This window comes from Bradyrhizobium sp. HKCCYLS20291 (assembly GCF_051167715.1).
Classification (GTDB): domain Bacteria; phylum Pseudomonadota; class Alphaproteobacteria; order Rhizobiales; family Xanthobacteraceae; genus Bradyrhizobium.
The window spans coordinates 127,631-147,722 of sequence record NZ_JBNPTO010000008.1 but is presented as its reverse complement, the minus strand read 5'-3'; the positions used below and the strand labels follow the sequence as shown (position 1 = coordinate 147,722).

At 65.1% G+C, this 20,092-nt stretch carries 21 protein-coding genes and 2 tRNA genes; 13 read left to right on the top strand and 10 right to left on the bottom strand.

What is annotated here, in order from left to right:
* Positions 1–15: 15 nt before the first annotated feature.
* The 3 genes from ACQR07_RS19560 to ACQR07_RS19550 all read right to left on the bottom strand — a co-directional run bounded on the left by ACQR07_RS19560 (position 16) and on the right by ACQR07_RS19550 (position 3,850).
* Positions 16–795: an NAD kinase gene (locus ACQR07_RS19560; protein ID WP_434903819.1), complete on the bottom strand. Its 780-nt coding sequence runs from the start codon at positions 793–795 to the stop codon at positions 16–18.
* Between the two features lie 205 nt (positions 796–1,000).
* Positions 1,001–3,148, bottom strand: a complete 2,148-nt coding sequence (locus ACQR07_RS19555; RefSeq protein WP_434903818.1) for a CHASE2 domain-containing protein — start codon at positions 3,146–3,148, stop codon at positions 1,001–1,003.
* Between the two features lie 18 nt (positions 3,149–3,166).
* Positions 3,167–3,850, bottom strand: a complete 684-nt coding sequence (locus ACQR07_RS19550) for a hypothetical protein (RefSeq protein WP_434864682.1) — start codon at positions 3,848–3,850, stop codon at positions 3,167–3,169.
* A 233-nt stretch (positions 3,851–4,083) separates the two neighbouring features.
* Here ACQR07_RS19550 and ACQR07_RS19545 point away from each other — a divergent pair, with 233 nt between their 5' ends.
* Positions 4,084–5,655, top strand: coding sequence for a S10 family peptidase (locus tag ACQR07_RS19545; RefSeq protein ID WP_434903817.1), 1,572 nt, complete (start codon positions 4,084–4,086; stop codon positions 5,653–5,655).
* Between the two features lie 7 nt (positions 5,656–5,662).
* Here ACQR07_RS19545 and ACQR07_RS19540 read toward each other — a convergent pair whose 3' ends face one another.
* Together ACQR07_RS19540 and ACQR07_RS19535 are read right to left on the bottom strand one after the other, a co-directional pair.
* Positions 5,663–7,051: a serine hydrolase domain-containing protein gene (locus tag ACQR07_RS19540; RefSeq protein ID WP_434903816.1), complete on the bottom strand. Its 1,389-nt coding sequence runs from the start codon at positions 7,049–7,051 to the stop codon at positions 5,663–5,665.
* 146 nt (positions 7,052–7,197) lie between these two features.
* Positions 7,198–7,743: a tetratricopeptide repeat protein gene (locus tag ACQR07_RS19535; RefSeq protein WP_434903815.1), complete on the bottom strand. Its 546-nt coding sequence runs from the start codon at positions 7,741–7,743 to the stop codon at positions 7,198–7,200.
* 294 nt (positions 7,744–8,037) lie between these two features.
* Between ACQR07_RS19535 and ACQR07_RS19530 the strand changes: the two genes are divergently transcribed.
* The 4 genes from ACQR07_RS19530 to ACQR07_RS19515 all read left to right on the top strand — a co-directional run bounded on the left by ACQR07_RS19530 (position 8,038) and on the right by ACQR07_RS19515 (position 10,516).
* Positions 8,038–8,481, top strand: coding sequence for a hypothetical protein (locus ACQR07_RS19530; RefSeq protein WP_434903814.1), 444 nt, complete (start codon positions 8,038–8,040; stop codon positions 8,479–8,481).
* A 172-nt stretch (positions 8,482–8,653) separates the two neighbouring features.
* Complete coding sequence (locus ACQR07_RS19525) at positions 8,654–9,085, top strand: hypothetical protein (RefSeq protein ID WP_434903813.1); 432 nt, start codon at positions 8,654–8,656, stop codon at positions 9,083–9,085.
* Between the two features lie 280 nt (positions 9,086–9,365).
* Complete coding sequence (locus ACQR07_RS19520; protein WP_434903812.1) at positions 9,366–10,079, top strand: outer membrane protein; 714 nt, start codon at positions 9,366–9,368, stop codon at positions 10,077–10,079.
* Between the two features lie 197 nt (positions 10,080–10,276).
* Positions 10,277–10,516 carry a hypothetical protein gene (locus ACQR07_RS19515; RefSeq protein ID WP_434864676.1) on the top strand — a complete coding sequence of 80 codons (240 nt, stop codon included), beginning with the start codon at positions 10,277–10,279 and terminating at the stop codon, positions 10,514–10,516.
* Positions 10,517–10,665: 149 nt separating this feature from the next.
* Here the strand turns inward: ACQR07_RS19515 and ACQR07_RS19510 are convergent, their stop codons facing one another.
* The gene (locus ACQR07_RS19510) at positions 10,666–10,914 is read right to left on the bottom strand and encodes a hypothetical protein (protein ID WP_434903811.1); all 249 of its coding nucleotides are present in this window, start codon (positions 10,912–10,914) and stop codon (positions 10,666–10,668) included.
* A gap of 180 nt (positions 10,915–11,094) precedes the next feature.
* On the opposite strand from ACQR07_RS19510, the gene ACQR07_RS19505 reads away from it, so the two are divergent.
* Positions 11,095–11,202 carry a glucose transporter gene (locus ACQR07_RS19505; RefSeq protein ID WP_434864674.1) on the top strand — a complete coding sequence of 36 codons (108 nt, stop codon included), beginning with the start codon at positions 11,095–11,097 and terminating at the stop codon, positions 11,200–11,202.
* Between the two features lie 93 nt (positions 11,203–11,295).
* Here ACQR07_RS19505 and ACQR07_RS19500 read toward each other — a convergent pair whose 3' ends face one another.
* The 3 genes from ACQR07_RS19500 to ACQR07_RS19490 form a co-directional block, all read right to left on the bottom strand.
* On the bottom strand, positions 11,296–11,859 hold the full coding sequence (locus tag ACQR07_RS19500; RefSeq protein WP_434903810.1) for a hypothetical protein: 564 nt from the start codon (positions 11,857–11,859) through the stop codon (positions 11,296–11,298).
* A gap of 188 nt (positions 11,860–12,047) precedes the next feature.
* Positions 12,048–12,122 (bottom strand) — tRNA-Thr (locus ACQR07_RS19495).
* A 194-nt stretch (positions 12,123–12,316) separates the two neighbouring features.
* On the bottom strand, positions 12,317–12,775 hold the full coding sequence (locus ACQR07_RS19490; RefSeq protein WP_434903809.1) for a hypothetical protein: 459 nt from the start codon (positions 12,773–12,775) through the stop codon (positions 12,317–12,319).
* A 308-nt stretch (positions 12,776–13,083) separates the two neighbouring features.
* Here ACQR07_RS19490 and ACQR07_RS19485 point away from each other — a divergent pair, with 308 nt between their 5' ends.
* Both ACQR07_RS19485 and ACQR07_RS19480 read left to right on the top strand, forming a co-directional pair.
* A complete protein-coding gene (locus ACQR07_RS19485; protein ID WP_434903808.1) occupies positions 13,084–13,542 on the top strand; it encodes a hypothetical protein in 459 nt (152 codons plus the stop codon).
* 53 nt (positions 13,543–13,595) lie between these two features.
* On the top strand, positions 13,596–14,057 hold the full coding sequence (locus tag ACQR07_RS19480) for a hypothetical protein (protein WP_434903807.1): 462 nt from the start codon (positions 13,596–13,598) through the stop codon (positions 14,055–14,057).
* Between the two features lie 58 nt (positions 14,058–14,115).
* On the opposite strand, the gene ACQR07_RS19475 is transcribed toward ACQR07_RS19480, so the two are convergent.
* Positions 14,116–14,946, bottom strand: a complete 831-nt coding sequence (locus tag ACQR07_RS19475) for a TrmH family RNA methyltransferase (RefSeq protein ID WP_434903806.1) — start codon at positions 14,944–14,946, stop codon at positions 14,116–14,118.
* A gap of 218 nt (positions 14,947–15,164) precedes the next feature.
* Here ACQR07_RS19475 and ACQR07_RS19470 point away from each other — a divergent pair.
* The 5 genes from ACQR07_RS19470 to ACQR07_RS19450 all read left to right on the top strand — a co-directional run bounded on the left by ACQR07_RS19470 (position 15,165) and on the right by ACQR07_RS19450 (position 20,064).
* Positions 15,165–15,250: transfer RNA gene (locus ACQR07_RS19470), tRNA-Tyr, on the top strand.
* A 285-nt stretch (positions 15,251–15,535) separates the two neighbouring features.
* On the top strand, positions 15,536–16,396 hold the full coding sequence (locus tag ACQR07_RS19465; RefSeq protein ID WP_434903805.1) for a class II aldolase/adducin family protein: 861 nt from the start codon (positions 15,536–15,538) through the stop codon (positions 16,394–16,396).
* 84 nt (positions 16,397–16,480) lie between these two features.
* Positions 16,481–16,750, top strand: a complete 270-nt coding sequence (locus ACQR07_RS19460) for a hypothetical protein (RefSeq protein ID WP_434903804.1) — start codon at positions 16,481–16,483, stop codon at positions 16,748–16,750.
* Positions 16,751–16,844: 94 nt separating this feature from the next.
* A complete protein-coding gene (locus ACQR07_RS19455; RefSeq protein WP_434903803.1) occupies positions 16,845–17,969 on the top strand; it encodes an NADH:flavin oxidoreductase/NADH oxidase in 1,125 nt (374 codons plus the stop codon).
* A gap of 199 nt (positions 17,970–18,168) precedes the next feature.
* The gene (locus ACQR07_RS19450; RefSeq protein ID WP_434903802.1) at positions 18,169–20,064 is read left to right on the top strand and encodes an acyltransferase family protein; all 1,896 of its coding nucleotides are present in this window, start codon (positions 18,169–18,171) and stop codon (positions 20,062–20,064) included.
* Positions 20,065–20,092 lie beyond the last annotated feature (28 nt).

The following is a 20,092-nucleotide window of genomic DNA, read 5'->3' as shown; positions in this document are numbered from 1 at the left end:
AGTGAGCGCCTGGGGCTAGTAGCCGAACTGCTCGCTCAGGATCCGCTCTTCGAGGCTATGGCCGGCGTCGAACAGCATCCGCATCGAGATCGTCTTGTCGGAGAGCACCTCGACACGCTGGACGTTGCGGACCTCGTCATGATCGGCGACGGCCGCGACCGGCCGCTTGTCGCCTTCGAGCACCTCGACGATCACATACGCGGTGTTCGGCAGCAGCGCGCCGCGCCACCGCCGCGGCCGGAAGGCGCTGATCGGCGTCAGCGCCAGCAGCGCGGCGTTGATCGGCAGGATCGGGCCCTGCACCGAGAGATTATAGGCCGTCGAGCCAGCCGGCGTCGCCACCAGCACTCCGTCGGCGATCAGCTCGGGCATGCGCTCGCGCTCGTCGATCAGGATGCGCAGCCGCGCGGTCTGCGCCGTCTGGCGGAACAGATAGACTTCGTTGATGGCGTGATGGATGTGAACGACGCCTTTGGCGTCGGTCGCGCGCATCAGCAGCGGATGGATCACCGATTCCTGCGCCGCCTCGAGCCGGCCGTGCAGGTCGATGGCCGAGAACTCGTTCATCAGGAAGCCGACCGTGCCGCGATGCATGCCGTAGATCGGCTTGCCCGAGCGCATGTGGTCGTGCAGCGTCTGCAGCATCAGGCCGTCGCCGCCGAGCGCCACCACCACGTCGGCGAGGTCCGGATCGGAATTGCCGTACAGCGTCGAAAGCTGCGTCAGTGCGGCCTGGGCCTCGGCACTCGGGCTCGCGACGAAGGCGATCCGCTCATATCGCTTGGGCGTGGTCATGCGTCGATCGGGCTCGCTGGTCATGGGCCGGTTGAGGGCGCCGTGTCGTCTAGCCGACCTTGGCCGTGCTTGTCCATCGTCGCCGGTATCATGGTTCAATAGGGCCGGGTTGAGGGCCGATGCCGCCCGGAATTGGGCGCAACATCGCGCCATCGTGTCCGATCATGTCGCGTGCAGGCGGGGCAGGGGACTTGTCATCGCGACGTCATTTTTCCTGCAGGCTGCGAACGGGATCCCAGCCGGTCAAGCCGTCCTGGAGAGCGGCGGTGACACGCTGGGCAAACAGCGCGCTCGGAGCGTCGTTCGCTGCCCGTGCTGCGAAGCAATCGCAAGCCTGTTGCAACTCACCGGCGCGCCAATGCGCCAGCCCGGCCGAATAGCCGTCGAGCAGCGCGCGTTCCGGGGAGGACAGCTCGGCGGCGCGGCCGTGCAGCTCGTAGATCTTCAGCGACTGCTCGCGGCCCTTGACGCGGATCGTGTCGAGCTCGCGCCATGCGAATTCATCGCCGGCGAGCGACACCGTGCTGTCGGACGCGATGATCGTGGTGCCGTAGAACTTGTTGGCGCCTTCGAGCCGCGAGGCGACGTTCACCGCATCGCTCATGACGGAGTAGTTGAAGCGGCGTTCCGAGCCGAAATTGCCGACCAGCGCAGCCCCGCTGTTGATGCCGATGCGCTGCGCCACCTTGATGCCCTGGAACGCGGTTGAGGTGCGGTTGAGCTCGGCGAGCCGCGCCTTGCAGTCGAGCGCCGCGCGCGCGGCGCTCCGGGCATGATGGGGATCATCGAGCGGGGCGCCGAACACCGCGACCACGGAGTCGCCGATGTATTTGTCGATATAACCGTCATGGCTTTCGATGACGTCTGATATCGCCGAGAGATATTCATTGGTCAGCGCCATCAGCTGCTCCGGCGTCATCTGCTCGGCGATGCGCGAGAAGCCCTCGATGTCGGAGAAGAACACAGTGACCTCACGGGTCTCGCCACCGAGCTGCGGCAGCCGGTGCGAGGCGAGCATGCGGTCGATCTCGCGCGGCGCGAGATAGTAGGCGAAGCTCTTCTGCAGCAGCCGGCGATCCTTGTCGGTGACCATGAAGCGATAGGCGGTCGTTGCCGTCAGTGCGAGCAGACCGGCAGAGAGCGGCTCTGCGAGGGGCAGCGCATAGGCTTGGTTGAAGAGGGTGGCGGCGAGTGCTGTGTAGAGAACGGAGAGCGCGGCGAGCAGCCCGGCCGCAGAGGCCGGCCGCAGCAGCCGCGCCAGCAGCGCGGCCGACAGCGCCAGTGCCGCGGCGATGGCGAAGATCGCGGGGCCGCTCAGTTCGATCGCGGAGTCCTGCCGCACCAGATTGTTCACTGCGGTGGCATGGATATACACGCCGGCAATGGTGCTGCGTGCAAAGGTCTCGGCCACCTTGCGTTCGTCCAGCACGCAACGCGGCCGCCGTGCGCCCTCGGCGCGGGTCGCGAACCGCTTCGACGTGACGCGCCGGTCCTCGATCCCCACCGTGCCGATGAGGACGACCTTGCCGGCGAACTCGCGGCGGAAATACTCCTTGTCGCCCTTGAGCGCGCAGGCGCGCAGATCAGCAAAGGAGTAGGTCGGGATGTCCTGGGCGCCGCCGGCGAAGTTCAAGGTCATCGTGCCGGGCACGCTGCCGGGGATGCGGTAGTCGCCAAGCGTCACGCCATCGGCCGATATGACCGGCGCCGTGCCGACGGCGCGCGCCGCCAGTTCGAGCGCCATGCTCGGCACGGCCTTGCCGTCCGCGCTCAGCGTCAGCGGATGGCGGCGAACCACGTCGTCGCTGTCGGTGTAGGTGTTGAGCGGCCGCAGGTTCTGCTGCTGGCGTACCGCGATGCGCTGTCCGGGAGCGGGCAGGATCGGCGGCTCGCCGAAGATCTCGCCTAGCACGACCTTGCCACCGGCGGCGGCTGAGGCGAGCGCGCGCAGAAACTCGCGATCGAAGCCGCGCGTCTTGTCGCCGAGCGTGGAGTCGCCGAGCGGAATCTCGGACTGTTCGATCGAGGTCTGGAACACCATGTCGAAGCCGGCCACCTTGGCGCCGCCGTCGATCACCGCCGACAGCACCCGGCCGATTTCGCCGGTCCAGGTCAACAGCGGCGCTCCTTTGAAGGGCGGCGCCTGATAGCTCTCCTCATCGATCGCGATCACGACGGCCGGGCTCGTCACCGCGTCCCGGCGATTGCCGAACAGCTCGAAGCGCAGCCAGGTCAGCGCATCCAGCGACAGGCCGCGGCCGCGCTCGAACGCCGGCGAGACGAACAGCCCGGCGCAGCCCAGCGCAATGGCGATCACGGCAAGCGCGTCGCGCGTCCGGCGTCCGATCGCCACCTCTCTCGGCTCTCAGTTTCAGTTGAGCCGGATCAGTCGACCGACCGCGGGGCCGGGCCCCGCCTTGGCCTGCGCGTCGACCTTGAACACCAGGCGCGCAGCGCCGAAGCTCGCCACATAGATTCCGCCCGGCGTCAGCGGATGGCTGGTGCCGGCAAAGTCATAGAACCGGCCCTTGTACTGCCGGCCCGACAATTCGATCTGCTGGCGCTCGCCAGGCTGATCGAGCCGCTCGACGACCAGCGTGCCGCTCCCCTTGGCCTCGACGATCGGCGAGGCGCCATAGATGACGGCTTGCGCCACCGGCGGGTTGTCCGACCCGAGGCTACGCACGATGGTCGCTGCCACCTCGCTGGTCTCGCGCGTCGTCGCCTGGGCATGGCTGGCGTCGCAATTGACGATGTCGCTCTTGAGCGTCGCGCCGTCGACCTTGCTCTCGGCCGGGCCCACCGTCACGTTGCCGGAGCCGCTGACCGTCTCGCGGCGGCATGATTTCAGGTAGCTCATGACCACAGCGCCGTCGGGCCCGAGCTTGATCACCTGGCCGGGCGCGACATAGTCCATCAGCTCGGCGCCGGCGACCTCGCCCTGGACGTCCTCGACCAGCGCGGCCGGAGGCCCGGCCCAGGCCGCCGTCGGCCCAAGGAGAGCCGGTGCGGCTAGCCCGGTGAGGGCCGCGACGATGAACGTCGGGTACTTCATGATGAACTCCGTGATCGCAACCGGCGGCGCGGCTGTTGTCCCAAGATTGGGACGTCGGACGGGACCGAGAGGTTCGAGCGCATATCACAACTGCAGGGAACAGGCACTCGCCCCGACGTGACCTGGATCACGGAAGAGTTGGTTGAGCTTAATCCGCAGCCGCGGTTCATGCGGCGGGAAAAGAGCGGTAACTTTCGACCGCGGCGTCGCACGCGGCCAGAGGAGTGGTTTGGATGAGCGGTTCGAAAGCTTGCTTGATGCGGAATGCCCTGCTGGCCGCGACAATGACTGCGTTTGTCGCCGTCCAGGCCGTGCGCGCCCAGGACGCTCCGCCGGCGGCTCCGGCTCATGCCGAGTCCAGCACCCCGCGCACCGGCTCGGCCGGGGATCGGTCGGCCAACGCGCCCGGGTCGTCAGCTGCCGCCGAGCAGCACAAGCTGCCAGCCGATTCGACGACCACGCACACTCTGGAACTGCGCGGCCGTACGCTGTCGTTTGCTGCCACCGCCGGCTCGATCCGCCTGTTCAACGAGAAGGGCGAGCCGCAGGCGGACATCGCCTACACCTCCTATCAGCTCGACGGCACCGACCGCGCCAGCCGTCCCGTCACCTTCTTTTTCAATGGCGGACCGGGGGCGTCGTCGGCCTATCTGCAGCTCGGCAATGCCGGCCCGTGGCGGATCGGGATCGATGCGGCCAGCGTGACGCCGTCCGCGAAGCCGGATCTCATGCCCAATGCCGAGACCTGGCTCGACTTCACCGATCTCGTTTTCGTCGATCCCGTCGGTACCGGTTACAGCCGCTTTGTGGCATCTGGCGAAGAGGTGCGCAGGCGCTTCTACTCGGTCGATGGTGACGTCCGCTCGCTGTCGCTGGTGGTGCGCCGCTGGCTGGAGAAGCACGACCGGCTGGCGTCGCCGAAGTTCATTGCGGCCGAGAGCTATGGCGGCATTCGCGGTCCGAAGATCGTCTATAACCTGCAACACGATCAGGGCGTCGGCGTGAGCGGTCTGATCCTGCTCTCGCCGCTGATGGACTTCCGCGACTATTCCGGCTCCAGTCTGATGCAATATGTCGCGAGCCTGCCGAGCTATGCGGCCGTCGCCAGGCAGATCAAGGGGCCGGTGAGCCGCGCCGATCTCGCCGATGTCGAGCGCTACGCCAGCGGTGACTTCCTGCTCGATCTCGTCAAAGGCGAGGCTGATGTCGAAGCGACCAACCGGCTTGCGGACAGGGTCGCGAGCCTGACCGGAATCGACCAGACGGTCAGCCGGCGCCTGGCCGGCCGTTTCGACATCTCGGAGTTTCGCCGCGAGTTCGACCGCAAGAATGGGCGCATCACCGGCCGATATGATGCCTCGGTGCTCGGCATCGACCCAAATCCGGATTCGAGCCGCTCGCGTAGCGGCGATCCCTCAGGTGACGTGCTCACCGCACCGCTCACCAGCGCTGCGGTCGAGCTGACCACGCGCAAGCTCAACTGGCGGCCCGACGGGTCGTATGAGTTGCTGAACGGCGCCGTCAACAGCTCGTGGGATTTCGGCCGCGGCATCAGCCCGCCGGAATCGGCCGGCGACATCCGGCAGATCATGGCGCTCGATTCGAAGCTGAAGCTCCTGATCGGCCACGGCCTGTTCGACCTCGCCACGCCCTATTACGGCTCGAAGATCCTGCTCGACCAGTTGCCGGCCTTCGCCCGCCCGCCGCGGCTCAAGCTCGTAGTCTATCCAGGCGGCCACATGTTCTATTCCCGCGACGACGCGCGCAAGGCGTTCCGCGGCGAAGCCGAAGCGCTGATGAAGTAGCGCTGCATCAGGCATCCTTCTTCCGGCGACCCTTCGGGTATGTCCGCTCCATCTCCGCCCTGACCACGCGCTCGGGCCGCACCCGCGCGCCGGCCAGCCAGATCTCACTGACGCCGGTCTTGGTGCGCACGCGCCGGACTGGCTCGCCATGGCTCGCATAGCCGGCGGCCTGCACGATTCGCCCGGTGTCGCGGCCAGTCGGCTCGATTCGCGCGGCGTCGATGAACGGATTGATGAAGTTCGGATTGGCGACCATGACCTGGGTGCCGAAGGGGACAAGGTCGACCGCGCCCCACAGCGTCCACCAGCGCCCCGTCCAGTCCCGCGTCTTGCGGGAGGGCGCGCCATGCTGGGCAAAGGCCTGCAGGATGAACTTGGCGCCATTGGCCCATGCCGGCGCCCAGCCGTCGATGGCATTGGTCAGAACGGTGATCGCAAGTTCGCGGGCGGGGATGACCGACGTGCGCGAGATATAGCCCTGGAAGCCGCCGCCATGGCCGAACCAGTCGAAGCCTGCGGTGGTGCCGCTCATCAATGCGAGACCGTAATAGGCCTCCTCGATGTCCTGCGGGACGCGCCATTGCCGCCGGACCATCTCGCGCCGGCTCGCGACCGAGAGCAGGCTCTTCTTCGCGTTGGGCGCGAGCTGGGCAAAGAAGCGGGCAGTATCGGCTGCGGTCGCGACGACCCCGGCGGCCGCCATGATCGCGTTGGTCGGATTGTCGCCGGGAATCACCGCGCGCCGCCCGAGCGGCTGGTTGCGTGAATGGCCCCGCGCGAATGGCACGGACTTGCCGAGCAGCGCCATGTCCGGCGCGCTGTCGCGCAAGCCCAGTGGGGTCATGATTTCGCGCTGCAGCCAGACGGCGTAGGGCTCGCCGGTTATGGCCTCGATCACCAGCCCGAGCAGGCCGTAGCCGTGGTTGGAGTATTTGAAGCGGCTGTTCGGCTCGATCGCCGGTGCGAGTCGCAGCTCGGCGAGCAGTTCGTCCTTGTCGAGATAAGGCCGTCCGTTGGTGAATTGGCTGGAATCCTTGCCGTCCCGGATCAGTCCCGCCGTGTGCGACAGCAGCTGGCTGAGCGTGGCGGTCGCGACGTCGGGATGCAGATCACCGACATGGTCGCCGACCGCATCGTCCAGCTTCAGCCGCTTCTGCTCGCGCAGGCGCATGATCCCGGCTGACGTGAACGCCTTGGTGTGCGAGGCGATGCGGAAACGATGCCGCGGCGTCAGCTTCTCGCCGCTGTCGAGATTGGCGGACCCATAGGCTGCTTCCATGACGATCTCGCCGCGATGGGCGATCGCGATGATGCAGCCGGGCTGTTCGGAGACCTCGACCTGAAAGGCCAGCCAGTCCTTGATGTAACCGAGTGCTGCGCCAAGCCAGGGCTCCACGAGGCAATCTCCCGTTCAAAAGGCATGATCAATATTCAAAGATGCAAGCTCTCATCCATAACGGACGAATGGCCGCGGACAAACGAAAATGGCGCAACCCTTTCGGGTTGCGCCACTGTTGTGACCGGGGCTGGACCGATCGCGTCTTAGTAGACGAGGCCGGTGCCCGGCTGCTTCTCGAGCGCGTCGGCCAGCGACCGATATTCGGCGCTGTTGGTACCGGCGAGCTGCGCCACCTTGTCGAGGTGATACTTGGCCTGTTCGCGGTTGCCCTGTTCGAGCTGCCACAGGCCGTAATACTGCCAAGTGCGCACGTGGTTCGGATCATCCGCCAGGGCCTGCTCGTAATACTGCTTCGAGGCCTGGTAGTTGCCGAGCTTGCGGTAGGAGTAGCCGATCAGGTTGGCGACATCGGCGACCTCCTCACGGTTCATCGCCTTGAGCTGCTGGATCGCGGTGGCGTAGTCGCCACGATCATAGATCGAGGTGTAGGCCGTGCGATAAGCCGCCAGGAACTTCGGATCTTCGATGCTCGAGCTTTTGTCCTTCTTCTTCTTGGAAGAATCCGACGCCGGCGGCGGAGACGGGGTGTCGCTGCCAGCGGCATAGGCCTTCGACAGAAGCAGCGGCCCGGAGGCCACGGCCATCGAGAACAGCGCCAGCGTGGCAATCCTGATCGCAGACTTTTTCATTCGTAATCTCCCGAGTTGTCGATCCAACAGGTGGTGACTGCATGCGGAGAAGAACTTCCGCAGCTGCGAAATATTCCCGTTCGTTTGCGCGGATTTTGCGCCGCGATCGGTTCATTATACTGGCCACATAATGACAGGCTAGTCATCTCGATGACTATCCCTTCATGTCCATGAACTGAATTCGTCGCTTTACTTCACGGCAGGTTCAGTGCCGGTTCCCTATCGTCGTTTCCATGATCACGAGCCCATCCAGACTGGATGGTACCTCCAGATCTTCACATCACGGAGACGACCATGCTGAAGACAATGTCCGTCGCGCTGCTCGCCACTTCGATCCTGGCTGCGCCTGCGTTCGCCGCTGGTCCTGCAAAAACCGATGCATCCGCGAAGTCCACGCAGACCACCGGAGCTGCCACCATCAAGACGGAAGCGCCAAAGACGGGCGCCAAGACTGATGTCAAGACTGATGCCAAGACCGATGCCAAGACCGGCTCCGTCACCCAGGCCGGCGACAAGGCCAACGAGATGAAGCCGGCGGTCGACAAGCCCAAGGGCAAGCCGCATGCATCGCTGCTCCGCCACAAGCATCGTCACGTCGCGCATCTCCGCCATCACCACAACGTGAAGGTTTCGCACGCTGCGGTGAAGACTTCGGCGAGCGCCAAGGCGGGCATCGAGACGGCCAGCCACAAGAAGGTGAGCTTCAAGCGCGTCACTCCGGCGACCCGCCGCGGCTGATCCCTGCGCATGCCGTGACGTCAATCGGTTTGTCGCCGGAGCGCCGAAAGGTGTTTCCGGCGACAGCCGTTTGACCAGCCGGGACGCGGCGCCGATTTCACTCGCCGCCGGCTTGGGCTAGAAGCTCGCACGACGGGATCGTTGAGAGTTGGGCGCCGTGGCGATGGGGAAAATGAACTGCTGGCCGGCGGCGATGCTGGCGCTGCTGCTGACGGGGTGTGCCAGCGGGGGTCCCGCGGCATTCGTCGCCGAGGACAATCGCGGCATCTCCTATACCGATGATCGCGGCGTCTCGAACCAACCGTTTCCGGCCAGCTACCGCAGCGAGCTGCTGGCGTACCTCAAGACCTATCTCAACAATCCGGTTGGCGTGCGGGACGGGGCGCTGGCCGAGCCGGTGCAGCGCACGGTCGGTGGTCGGCTACGATACGTGACCTGCCTGCGTTTCGCCGCCCGCGACTCCGATGGCAGCTATCCGGCGCCGCGAGAACGCGCAGCGGTCTTTGTCGACGGCCGGTTCGACCGTCTGATCGAGGATGCCGCTGAGCTCTGCGGGGGCGCGACCTACGCGTCGTTCCCGGAGCTGGCGGCTCTGACGCGCTAGCCGCCTTTTTGCAGGTCTGGCACGTCGTCGCAGGGGCTTGTCGCAGCGCGGCGCCATCACAAGTACGAGACGGGTTCAAACGCTTTGCCGCCTCACCGCGACCAAATGTCGGGCGAGGCGTGCAGCTTCACGGAATCTTCGGGAAGCCTATGGAACAAAAGGCCTTTGTTGCTCTCTGGTGACACGCGCTGAGCAATCACAGCTGCGTCACCGCCATCGCGCAACCCAAATGCGGCCATGATGTTCGATAGATGTCGCAAACGAATAACGGGGACGTCCCATGAAACGGTTTTTTTTGAGTGCAGTGGCTTTGACTGCTTTGGCCGCGCCGGCCTTCGCCGCCGACATGCCCGCGCGGACCTACACCAAGGCGCCGGTCTATACGCCGCCGCAGGCGATCTATAACTGGACCGGCTTCTACCTCGGCGGTCATCTCGGCGGCGCCTTCGCCGGCGCCAACAGCCTCGATGGTAACAACGGCCGCTTCCTCGGTGGTGTCCAAGGCGGTTTTGACTACCAGTTTGCCCCGAACTGGGTGCTGGGTATTGAAGCCCAATACAGCTGGATGGACCGGAATACGACCAATTTCGGCTTCCCCGGCGCGACGCTCGTAACGGCCACCGGCGCCAACCAGCTCGGCTCCGTGACCGGCCGCCTCGGCTACACCTGGGGACCGGCGCTGCTCTATGCCAAGGGCGGTTACGCTTGGCGTGACGGCAACGGCCTCGGCGTCAGCGTGGCGGGTGTGCCGGCCGGCTTCACCACCAGCGGTAACAACAAGGATGGCTACACCGTCGGCGCCGGACTGGAGTACATGTTTGCGCCCAACTGGTCGGCCAAAGCCGAGTATCAGTACTATAATTTCGGCAATACCACCTTCACGAGTGGTCCGGCCCCGGTCGTGGGCAGCCGGTTCAACAACGATGAGCACACGGTCAAGGTCGGGGTGAACTACCGCTTCGGTTGGGGCGGGCCGGTCGCCAGCAAGTACTGATCGCATCGCCGGGACGGTGACCAATACGGCCAGATGGGGCTGCGCCCGCGTTTCGACGCGGGCGTTTGGCTGTCTGGGGGCCGGGAGGGTCGGGGTGCTGGAAGGCGTTCACGCAGTGCAAAAAAATTTTCACACCTCCGTGAAACTTTCGTCACCAATTGCTATTATGAGTACGCCGGTTTGATGGATCATCCCACATGCGTATCTTAGTGTCCCTGCTGTTGCTGTCGGCGGCTACTTTGCCGTGCTCCGCCCAAACCGTCCTGAAGTCCGAACCGTTGATGCTGGCCCCTTACGAGGTGGCGCTGGTGCAAGCCGCGTCGTGCCCGTCGGGGAAGGTGCTGAAGGTGACCGGTGCAATCCGCGGCGTCAGCCGCAAGCGCGCCTGCGTCGCCCTTCCGTCCGAAACCGCATCTTTGGCTACGGCGACGCCGTAGAGCCGGATTTCATGGCGACCTCGCAGCGGGCAGCTCTGGCTGCCCGCTGATCGCGGCCCCGTCTGCCGCGAGCTTCCCTAAGACAAATCTCTTCCCGCCACGTAGCGAACGGCCGGTCCGCTCGTACGGTCGTGCAGACGCCGCCCGGATCAGGAGGCGAACGGGATGTTGAATTCCTGCTCTGCCTCGGCGCGGTTCTGCCAGGGATCTTCCTCCGGCTCGGCAGCGCAGGCCCTGATCTCGTAATCATTGTCGAGTTGCAGCTGGGCCGTCGAGCGGCCGGCGCTGATCATCACGTCCACCACAAGCCCGCTCTGTCGCGCCAGCCTCCACACGTCCGCCTCGGTCGGGTACGCCTTGCTCATCTGGGCGTCATTACAGAACAGGGCATAGGGCATTCCAAGCAACTCCAGGTCGGCGGAGAATGAACCGAGGATGAACAGGGGTTGTAGCGACACCCGGGCATGTTTTGGGCCGGAAAACGGCCTTTTCGGTCCCGGCGAGTCGTAAACGAGTCCTAAATTTTTGGAAAAAGAATCCGTGGGACTCCGGGGCTAGAATCGCCGGATGGTTAAGCCATGGGAACCGATCTCCACATCTTCTGCGGGCGGATCCAGCTCACGCTCACCTTTGGGCTGCTGCTTGCCTGCGTCGCGAATTTGGCGCTGCTGTGTGCGTGGCTGTAGCGCCAGCGCGTCGGTTTCCGGCTTCATTCGAAGGGTTTTTTGCTTGGTGATGATAGCGGTGAGGGCTCGTGGGGATCTTAATCCCCGGGGGTCTCAATCCTCGGGGATCACGGTCCCGGCGGCCGAGGCCTTCAGACGCGCCAAAGTTGTGCTGAAATATTCCTGCCGCTCACGATTGAGGCGCTCCTGGTGGGCCCGAAACCGGGCCACGCGGGCGCGGATTTCCGTTTGCATGTCGCGCTGCAAGTCGAGCTGCGAAGCGATGCTGGTGAAGTGCTCCGATGCCGGCTTGGCCGGGCGCATCGGGCTGGCTTGTCGCGCGCCGGCCTCGCCGCCCATGGGCCTGACGGGCTCAGATGGGGTGGCCCCGGACGACACGTCGGAACGCGGGGGGGAGGCTGCACCAGCGGGAGCCCGCTCTGCTACCGGCTGAGCCGTGCGCGCCAGCGCGGTCTGTTGCGGTGTCACGGGCGTGCCGACCGGCACGGACGGCAGTTCGAACTGCGCAAAATCGGCCGGCTTGCCGGTCACCGACTGCACGAACGCCATCGTCTGTGCGATCAAAGCGTCGCGCTCTTCCTTCCAGCTCATGACGCCCGTTCCCCCGTCGCTGCCACAATTGCAGCAAAGCAGCGGTTGTAAATCAAGCTGGAACACCAGTAGCTTCTGGGGACAACTGAGAGTCGTGCATGAGTTGTGACAACATTGTTGCCACAGTTGCGGCGCGCGATGCCCACGCGCACAGCCCGACAGGCTCAGGTCGGAGCAGACAACGGTATTCCTGACGGCGCTTGCCGTGCATTGGTCGCCAGAAAGAGGGCCATCGCCGGCGAGGTTGCGTCGGATGGTGCCGGCTGAGGGGATTGAACCCCCGACCTTCGGTTTACAAAACCGCTGCTCTACCGCTGAGCTAAGCCGGCTGATGCACCCGGAGACGTTGATATCGGGTGCAGCGGAGGTCTCGTAGGCCAAGCCTGACGACGGGCTCCGAAGCGCGGTGTTCGTACCAGAGTTGATGAAGCGAGGCTACTGCCATGGGCAGTCCCGCACTCTCGTCCTGGCACGCGAAAGGGCGGCCGTTCGGCCGCCCCCTGACGCTGCGCCGCTTGCGGCGTTACTGGCAAATGTGCATCGCGCCGTCGCTGCCCTTGAACAGCGTGCCGGGGCGGCAGACGAGGCCGTTGCGGGCGGCGTAGCTGTTCCAGTCGCCGTAATAGCCGTTCTGGCCGCGATCAAAGCTCGGCTGACCATAGCGGTACGGGCCTGGATCGTAGGCGTAAGCATCGGCGGTACGGAACGGCGCCGTGGCGATCGCGCCCGCGGTGCCGATGGCGGCGCCAGCCACGCCGGCGGCCGCGCCCACGGCGCCAGCGGCGACATCCGCCGGCCAGAAGCCGGTGCCGCGGCGATTCCAATCGTTATTCCAGCCATTATTCCAGCCGCCATCCGCGCGCTGCTGCATCATTGCGGCGTCATGGCGGGCCATGTGGCGGTGGTGCATGTCGCGCGCCATCGCCGGGCCGGCCAGCGCGGTTGCGAGAACAGCAGCCCCGAGAATTGCAGATCTGATCATGGAATACTCCGTCGTTGAGCCCCATCCTCTAAGTACGATCCAGCGGCGGTGTTCCGCCGCAACCCTCAATGTTTTTGCATGAGCTACGCGCTTCTTCTGCCGTGTCGCGCGATGAGAGAGCGGGAGGCTCGCGGCTGCGTGCCGCGCTCTTCGCCACCACGCTTTAACCCTGCCGAGCAAAGCATCCTGGGCTCATTAACCCGGACGAATGGCCGACGCGTTAGGCTTACCTGCAGATCGAGCCGCGCGCTTAACCCATGGCGGCGCGCGTTGCGGTATTGATAATGCGGCAACCAGGGCGTGAATTCATGCGTTTTGCACCGGCTCTTGCGATTCTGATCGGCACGGCATCGCCCGTGCTCGCCAGCGAAGGCTTTGAGATCGTGATCCCGCAGCGGCCGGGCGTGCCCGTGGTCATCAACGGCGTCGATGCGTCCTATGCCGTGGTCGAAGGCCAGTTCGGCCTCGGCAAGGGTCATCACATCCAGCCGCGGGTCTATGGTGGCCGGCCGTACGATCCGGAGCCCTATGTCGGTCACTACTATCCGTCGCTCGGCTCGAAGCCGGGCTATGGCCGCATGGAGATCGAACCGCCGGCCGATCGCAAGCTGCCGAAGCCTGCAGAGAGCTATTCCCGCTCATGGGGCGCCGAATCGAGGATGCAGCCGGCCGAGCCGGAGGTGCCGATGTATCCGCCGGCCGTGATCCTGGCGCCGCGCGAGGGCCCGCGCGATGACGGCAATCGACCACCGGCCTATCTCCGCTGAGCCGGGTCCGAAACAGTTCGAAGATTAAGAAAACAGATCAAGAGGAGAGAGTCATGCGTCCTACGATTTCTGCACTTGTCGGCATTGCCGGCCTGGCTGTCGCCGGCAGCGCGCCCGCCATGGCCTGCGGCTATTCGTCATGCGCGCCCTGCGGCCATGCCAGCCCGTGCGCGCCGACCGTCAGCTATCAGCCGACCCACACCTATCATCACGATCACGGCTACGGCTCTTCCGCTTGCGGCAACTGCGGTGGGCAGTACGAGCGCCTGGCGGAGCCGACCCGGCAGTACTACTACGTGAACCAGGGCCCGACCTACAGCGGCCCGGGCGCGTTCGCGCCGTATCCGGCCTACCAGGAGAATGCGATCCCGGTCTACCGCTACCACCATCGCCACCATGCCTATGAGGTCACGCGCGTTGCGCCGGCGATGGTCTACGGCCAGCCTCACAGCGCCTATCGCTGGGGTGCCTCGTCTTATTATCACGGTCAGCGCGTGCTGCGCCGCTACTACTGACCAGCACGATTGGCACGATCACGCAACGCCCGTGCGCCTCACGCGCGCGGGCGTTTCGTCATTTGGGCATCAGGCCGAGCCGGCTCGCGCCGACATAGAGCGCGAGCACTGCGGCATTGGAGACGTTGAGGCTCTTGATGGCGCCGGGCATGTCGAGCCGCGCCACCACGCTGCAGGTCTCGCGCGTCAGCTGGCGCAGGCCCTTGCCTTCGGCGCCGAGCACGAGCGCCAGCGGCTGGCGCAATTCCACCGCGGCAATGTCGATGCCGCCGGCGCTGTCGAGCCCGACCGTCTGGAAGCCGCGCTCGTTGAGCCGGGTCAGCGCGCGGGCGAGATTCTGCACCGTGATGATCGGCACCAGCTCGAGCGCGCCGGATGCGGACTTGGCCAGCACGCCGGTCGCCTCCGGGCTGTGTCGGGCGGTGGTGACGATCGCCCTGACGTCGAACGCCGCCGCCGAGCGGAGAATGGCGCCGACATTGTGCGGATCGGTGATCTGGTCGAGCACCAGGATCATGCCTTCGGGGGACAGCGTGTCGATGTCGGGCGAGGGCAGGGGATCGGCTTCGGCGAGCAGCCCCTGATGCACGGCATCCGGGCCGAGCCGCTGGTCGATCTGGCTCGGCCGCACGATCTCCGGCGCCACCCGGGTCTCGATCCGCTCGTCGGCCAGCCGGCGCGCCGCGTTCTCGGTCAGGTACAGCTTGCGAATCTTCCGCTTCGGATTGCCCAGCGCCAGGGTCACGGTGTGCCAGCCGTACAGGATCACCGGGCCGTCCGGGCCGGATTCGCGCTCCCGCCAGGCTTGCGGCCGCTCGAAACCGCGCGGTTTGCCGGGGAATTTGCCGCCCTGACGGCGGAAAGGGGGCTTTCGATCGCGTTCGCTCATGCCACGAGCTTCTGTCACGGCCCGCGGATTCTGGCAATTTGGCACCGCCCGCTTGGGAAAATTCGTCGTCCCTTGGTTGACTTTACGGCCCCGCTTCGATCATAAGGGCCCCGGCCGCGCAGCGCCCCTCATCCGGGCCCCGCGGTCTTACCGTCTCCATGGCGCTGATGGTCGCTCAACCGCTTGTTCCGCGGTCCGCCGTCAACTGCCGTCGATACGGGGGAGTGTCCCGAGTGGCAAAGGGAGCTGACTGTAAATCAGCCGCCTCATGGCTTCGCAGGTTCGAGTCCTGCCTCCCCCACCATCGGCTACTGACTCCGCTGAAATTGATCTCTGTTGGTCGCGTTGAGAGTGCGATCCTACGATCTCGAACCGGGGCTAGTTCGGCAGAACTTGTCCGGCGAACTCTTCGGCTCACCTGATGTCCGGCGGCGCGCCGGCCGTGAATCTGGTTCACCCACTGGTGAAAATACCTCATTTGTCAAAATCCATCTGCGTGGTCACAGCTAGGCTGTTGGAGACCGCAGTGCGCCCCTGCCGCCGATTTCTTGCCGCCGCCCCCAACCACATCAAATGACCGAGGCTTGCCATGCTCGAAGACCATCACGATCGGTCGGCCGCCATTGATCTTCCGTCCGACAGCGCTGGCCGGAAGCGAATCTCGATCTATCAGCCGGAGACGGCGGGGCAGATTTTCCCGGAGATTCCGGAATTTGCGAACCATGCGGAAGAGCGGGCCTATCGCAAACAGCATCTCGTCGCGGCATGCCGCGCGTTTGCGATGCACGGCTTCGACTACGGTTTCGCCGGCCATTTGACCGTACGTGATCCCGAGCGTCCGGAACTCTACTGGACCAACCCGATGTGCGTGCACTTTTCACAGGTGAAGGTGTCCAACCTGATCCTGGCAGACCACAAGGGCAACGTCATCGAGGGGCGTCACGCGATCAATCGCGCGGGCTTTGTCCTGCATGGTGCGGTCCATGAGGAATACCCGGAGGTGATGGCGATGTGTCACGCACACACCGTGTATGGCACCGCGTGGTGCGCGACCGGCCGGCCCTTGGACATGATCAGTCAGGATGCCGCCGCGTTCTACAAGAGCCATGCCGTCATCGGCGCATCTGCAGGAGCCGTGGCGGTCGAACAGAAAAGCGGTGTGTCGGTCGCCAAGGAGATCGGCCGCAATCGCGGTGTCCTGCATCAGAACCATGGGCTCTTGACGACCAGCCACCACAGCATCGACGACGCTGCATTCTGGTTCATCGCCCTCGAACGCGCCTGCAAGCAGCAATTGCTGATCGAGGCTACCGGCATCAAGCCGAAGCTTCTGTCGGAAAAGACCGCAAAGTACAGCCGCGAGCACGTCGGCAGCGACTACATCGGTTGGCTGCACTTCCAGACGCTCTACGGTCAGATTGCCGAGACCCAGCCGGACATGTTTGACTAACGAATATGTTCGCGAAGGGCGCTCTTCGCGCCTGGGCACGATCTTCAACGTCACACGAGAAACCTCGCACGAGGCATCGAGATCATGGATACACGTGTGTTCGAAGCGTCACTCGCGGCCGATGGCTATACGGAGATAGAAACGAAGACCTATGCTCCCACGCCTGCGAATGGCGAGCATGGCCATCATTTCTCCGTTCGGGGTCTCGTGCTCGACGGAGTCTTCACGATCATTCGTGGCGCGGATGCGGTGTCCTACCGGGCTGGGGAGGTCTTTGCCGTACCCGAAGGTTGTCTCCACTGCGAAGAGATCGGTCCTGCCGGCGCGCGTGTTCTGGTTGGCCGCAAGTATTGAGACGGCGGGCGACCTTGCGCCCCCTCGTCATGCGCCTGACCGGTCATTTCACAAGTCGAAGGATAGCTGTTCGTCTCGCTCCAGGCTGAAGTCCATGCCAGACTTGTTCTCGCCGTACACACTCAAGAGTGTGACCGTGCGCAATCGCATCGCCATGTCGCCCATGACGATGTATCGGTCGACCGATGGCCAGGTGTCAGACTTTCATCTGATGCTCCTGGGGTCGCGCGCCGCTGGCGGGTTCGGCCTGGTCTTTGCCGAGCAGATCGCAATTCAACCAGATGGCCGCACCAGCATGGGCTGCGCCGGCCTTTGGGACGATGCACAGATGGACGGCTTGTCGAGGATCGTCCGCCTCGTCAAGCACATGGGAGCGGTGCCGGCGATCCAGCTCGGTCATACGGGTCGCCGTGGCAGCGAGAACAAGCCATGGCAAGGCAGGACACAGCTGCCGCCGAGCGATCCGGACGGCTGGCAGGTCCGCGGTCCGTCTCCGATACCGCATGGGCGGCGATATACACTGCCGGTTCAGGAGCTGAGCGTCGGGGACATTCGCGACATCATGCGCGCCTATGCGGACGCAGCGCGCCGCGCAGCGGAATGCGGTTTCGAGTGGCTCGAAATGCACTTTGCCCACGGTTATCTCGGCTCGAGCTTCTTTTCGCCACTCGGTAATCAGCGCACGGATCAATATGGCGGCTCGCGCGACAAGCGTTTGCGCTTCCACCGGGAGGCGCTCGACGCGGTACGCGAGGTCTGGCCTTCGCAGCTCCCGCTGACGGTGCGCCTGGGATCCGATGACTTCAACGAGAATGGGATCCGCTTCGATGACGCGATCTGGGCAATTGCGGAATTGAAGAAGCATGGTCTTGATTTCGCAGATATCAGCCTCGGCCTGAACACCGACGATATGAAGGATGTCCCGTTCGATCAGGTTGGCTTCATGGTGGAGCGCGCGGCGCGCGTGCGCCGCGAAGCCGCAGTCCCGGTGGGCGTCAGCTGGAATCTCGGCATTCCCGCTGCGGCCGATCGGGTCATTCGCGAGGAACTGGCGGATATCGTGTCCAACCCGCATTGGCCTTTTTGGGCGGCCCAAGAGCTTGCTCACAGCGATCCCGTTTCACTCCTGCCGGAGGACTGGGGCTGGTGGCTGCGAAACAGGCCCGGGCCTGAGGGCTCGATCGGCTGGCCGCCCGTCGCTTCGCGAACGGGGCGATGATGACCAGACCGTCGGAATTCAGCGTGCTCGGAGTTGCCGAGCAAGGCGCCGCCATCGCCCGCGGTTTGATCCAATTCGGCCACGCTGCCGCCAGCCCGCCGTCATCGGATGGATCCGATGACGTCATCGATGTTTCCCGCTGTTGCCACGGGTGTCTGCGCATCTCGTTCGCCTCGGACATCAGGCGGTATGAACCACGTTGGAACGCAGTCATCGTGCAGACATCGACGCGCTCAGGGCGGTCGCCGTCGTCATCGTCGTTCTCTTCCATCTGAAAATCGCTGGTTTCGAGGCCGGCTTTGCCGGCGTCGACATCTTTTTCGTCATCTCCGGCTATCTGATCATCGGCCAGATCCTGCGCGACGTCGCGGCGGGACGTTTCTCGCTGTCGGACTTCTATCTGCGCCGGGCGCGGCGGCTGCTGCCGGCGCTGATTGCGACGATTGCTGCGTGCTTCGCTGTCGGCTGGCTGTTTCTGTCGCCCGACGCGCTGCGGCAGCTCGCCAAGGAGGCGACGCACGGACTGCTGTCGATCTCCAACGTCCAGTATTGGCGCGAGGCGAGCGCCTATTTCGCGCCGAGCGCCGATCAGCTGCCGCTGCTGCATCTCTGGTCGCTGTCGCTCGAGGTCCAGTTCTATGCCTTGGCGCCTTTGCTGCTGATCTGGGCCGGCCGCAGCCGTTTTTTTCGCGTCATCGCTGCCATCGGCGCGCTGTCCTTCGTCGCCGCGGTGCTGTGGCTGCCGCAGGATGCGGACGCGGTGTTCTTCCTGACGCCGTTCCGGGCGTTCGAATTCGGGCTCGGCGCGCTCGCTATTCCGCTCGAGGCGCGGCTGTCGTCTTCGCCGCGCGCGCGAACGATCATGGCGACGTGGGGAGACATCGTCCTGCTCGGCAGTCTCCTCCTGATCGGCCGCGCCCAGGCCTATGCCGGCGTCGCCGCGCTCGTGCCATGCGTCGCCGCCGCGATCATCATCGCCGCCAATGCACCGACATCGCTGGTGATGGCGCGCCCGGTCCGGGCGGTCGGCGCCGCGTCCTATTCACTCTATCTCGTGCACTGGCCGGTGATCTTCTTCGTCCGCTTCATCATTGGCGATGCGGCAGAGACGGCGGCCGGACTGGCCGTGCAGCTCGCGCTGATCGCGGCGCTGACGACGCTGCTCTACACGGGCGTCGAGCGGCCGATGCGTCGGCTCGCCTGGCCGCGCTGGGCGCAGGCGGCGAGCTTCGCGAGCGTCGTGGTGGTCTGCGCCGGGCTCGCGCACATGACCTTCCGCGCCAACGGAGTCGTCTCGCGGCTGGCGGACGACCAGCTCGCGCTATCGGAGCTTCAAGGATTCGGCCTCAACAAATGTGGACGGACCTTCGGCCGGCTCTGTGTGTTCGGCGATCTCGACGGCACGCGCGGCGTCGAGATGCTTGGCGATTCCTATGTCCAGCAATATGTCGCGGTGCTCGATGCGTCCTTGAAGACGCGTGGCATGATCGGTCACGTCTCGACCCTGATGGATTGTCCGGCGCTGGCGGGCCTGACCGCGCGAGGGCCGCGGGCGCGCGTCTGCGCTGACAACCGTGACAGCGAATTGCCGCGGATCCAGCAGTCGCAGGCCGATTTCGTCATCATCGGACAGGCGTGGCACAAGTATCTCGATCTCAGCGGCGGCCCCGAGGCCGAAGCGCGCAACGCCGACGTGGCCGCGCATCTCGTCGAGACCGTCCGGCTGCTCGACCGTCCGGGCCGACACTTCCTGGTCATTGGCGGCCAGGTTCGGCCGGTCAATTGCGGCTTCGATCAATTGCGCATGCTGCCCGGGCCGCTGTGGCACGCTCCGGCCAAGCCGTGCGATGCGGTGCCTCGTGGCGAGGCGATCGCAGCGAACCGCACCATCGATGCCGTCCTGGCGCAGGCGATCGCGCCGCTGCCCAAGGTGGCGCTGTTGAAGCCCTCGGAAGTGTATTGCGACCAGCGCTGTCCGGTGGTGCAGGATGGCGTCTGGCTGTTCCAGGATGCCGGCCATTTCACCGTGGCGGGGGCGCTGCGCATGGGCGAGCGTGCCGCTCCGATCTTTGCGGCGTTCCTGGCGGATGACTAGACGAGCGTTTCCATATTGTTTCCGGGTT

Bases quoted from the DNA above. Each gene is read 5' to 3' on its own strand.
- ACQR07_RS19545 (WP_434903817.1), top strand. From the start codon at position 4,084: ATGAGCGGTTCGAAAGCTTGCTTGATGCGGAATGCCCTGCTGGCCGCG.
- ACQR07_RS19515 (WP_434864676.1), top strand. From the start codon at position 10,277: ATGCGTATCTTAGTGTCCCTGCTGTTGCTGTCGGCGGCTACTTTGCCG.
- ACQR07_RS19550 (WP_434864682.1), bottom strand. From the start codon at position 3,850: ATGAAGTACCCGACGTTCATCGTCGCGGCCCTCACCGGGCTAGCCGCA.
- ACQR07_RS19460 (WP_434903804.1), top strand. From the start codon at position 16,481: ATGGATACACGTGTGTTCGAAGCGTCACTCGCGGCCGATGGCTATACG.
- ACQR07_RS19535 (WP_434903815.1), bottom strand. From the start codon at position 7,743: ATGAAAAAGTCTGCGATCAGGATTGCCACGCTGGCGCTGTTCTCGATG.
- ACQR07_RS19465 (WP_434903805.1), top strand. From the start codon at position 15,536: ATGCTCGAAGACCATCACGATCGGTCGGCCGCCATTGATCTTCCGTCC.
- ACQR07_RS19520 (WP_434903812.1), top strand. From the start codon at position 9,366: ATGAAACGGTTTTTTTTGAGTGCAGTGGCTTTGACTGCTTTGGCCGCG.
- ACQR07_RS19475 (WP_434903806.1), bottom strand. From the start codon at position 14,946: ATGAGCGAACGCGATCGAAAGCCCCCTTTCCGCCGTCAGGGCGGCAAA.
- ACQR07_RS19455 (WP_434903803.1), top strand. From the start codon at position 16,845: ATGCCAGACTTGTTCTCGCCGTACACACTCAAGAGTGTGACCGTGCGC.
- ACQR07_RS19490 (WP_434903809.1), bottom strand. From the start codon at position 12,775: ATGATCAGATCTGCAATTCTCGGGGCTGCTGTTCTCGCAACCGCGCTG.
- ACQR07_RS19510 (WP_434903811.1), bottom strand. From the start codon at position 10,914: ATGCCCTATGCCCTGTTCTGTAATGACGCCCAGATGAGCAAGGCGTAC.
- ACQR07_RS19480 (WP_434903807.1), top strand. From the start codon at position 13,596: ATGCGTCCTACGATTTCTGCACTTGTCGGCATTGCCGGCCTGGCTGTC.
- ACQR07_RS19560 (WP_434903819.1), bottom strand. From the start codon at position 795: ATGACCACGCCCAAGCGATATGAGCGGATCGCCTTCGTCGCGAGCCCG.
- ACQR07_RS19530 (WP_434903814.1), top strand. From the start codon at position 8,038: ATGCTGAAGACAATGTCCGTCGCGCTGCTCGCCACTTCGATCCTGGCT.
- ACQR07_RS19525 (WP_434903813.1), top strand. From the start codon at position 8,654: ATGAACTGCTGGCCGGCGGCGATGCTGGCGCTGCTGCTGACGGGGTGT.
- ACQR07_RS19505 (WP_434864674.1), top strand. From the start codon at position 11,095: ATGGGAACCGATCTCCACATCTTCTGCGGGCGGATCCAGCTCACGCTC.
- ACQR07_RS19485 (WP_434903808.1), top strand. From the start codon at position 13,084: ATGCGTTTTGCACCGGCTCTTGCGATTCTGATCGGCACGGCATCGCCC.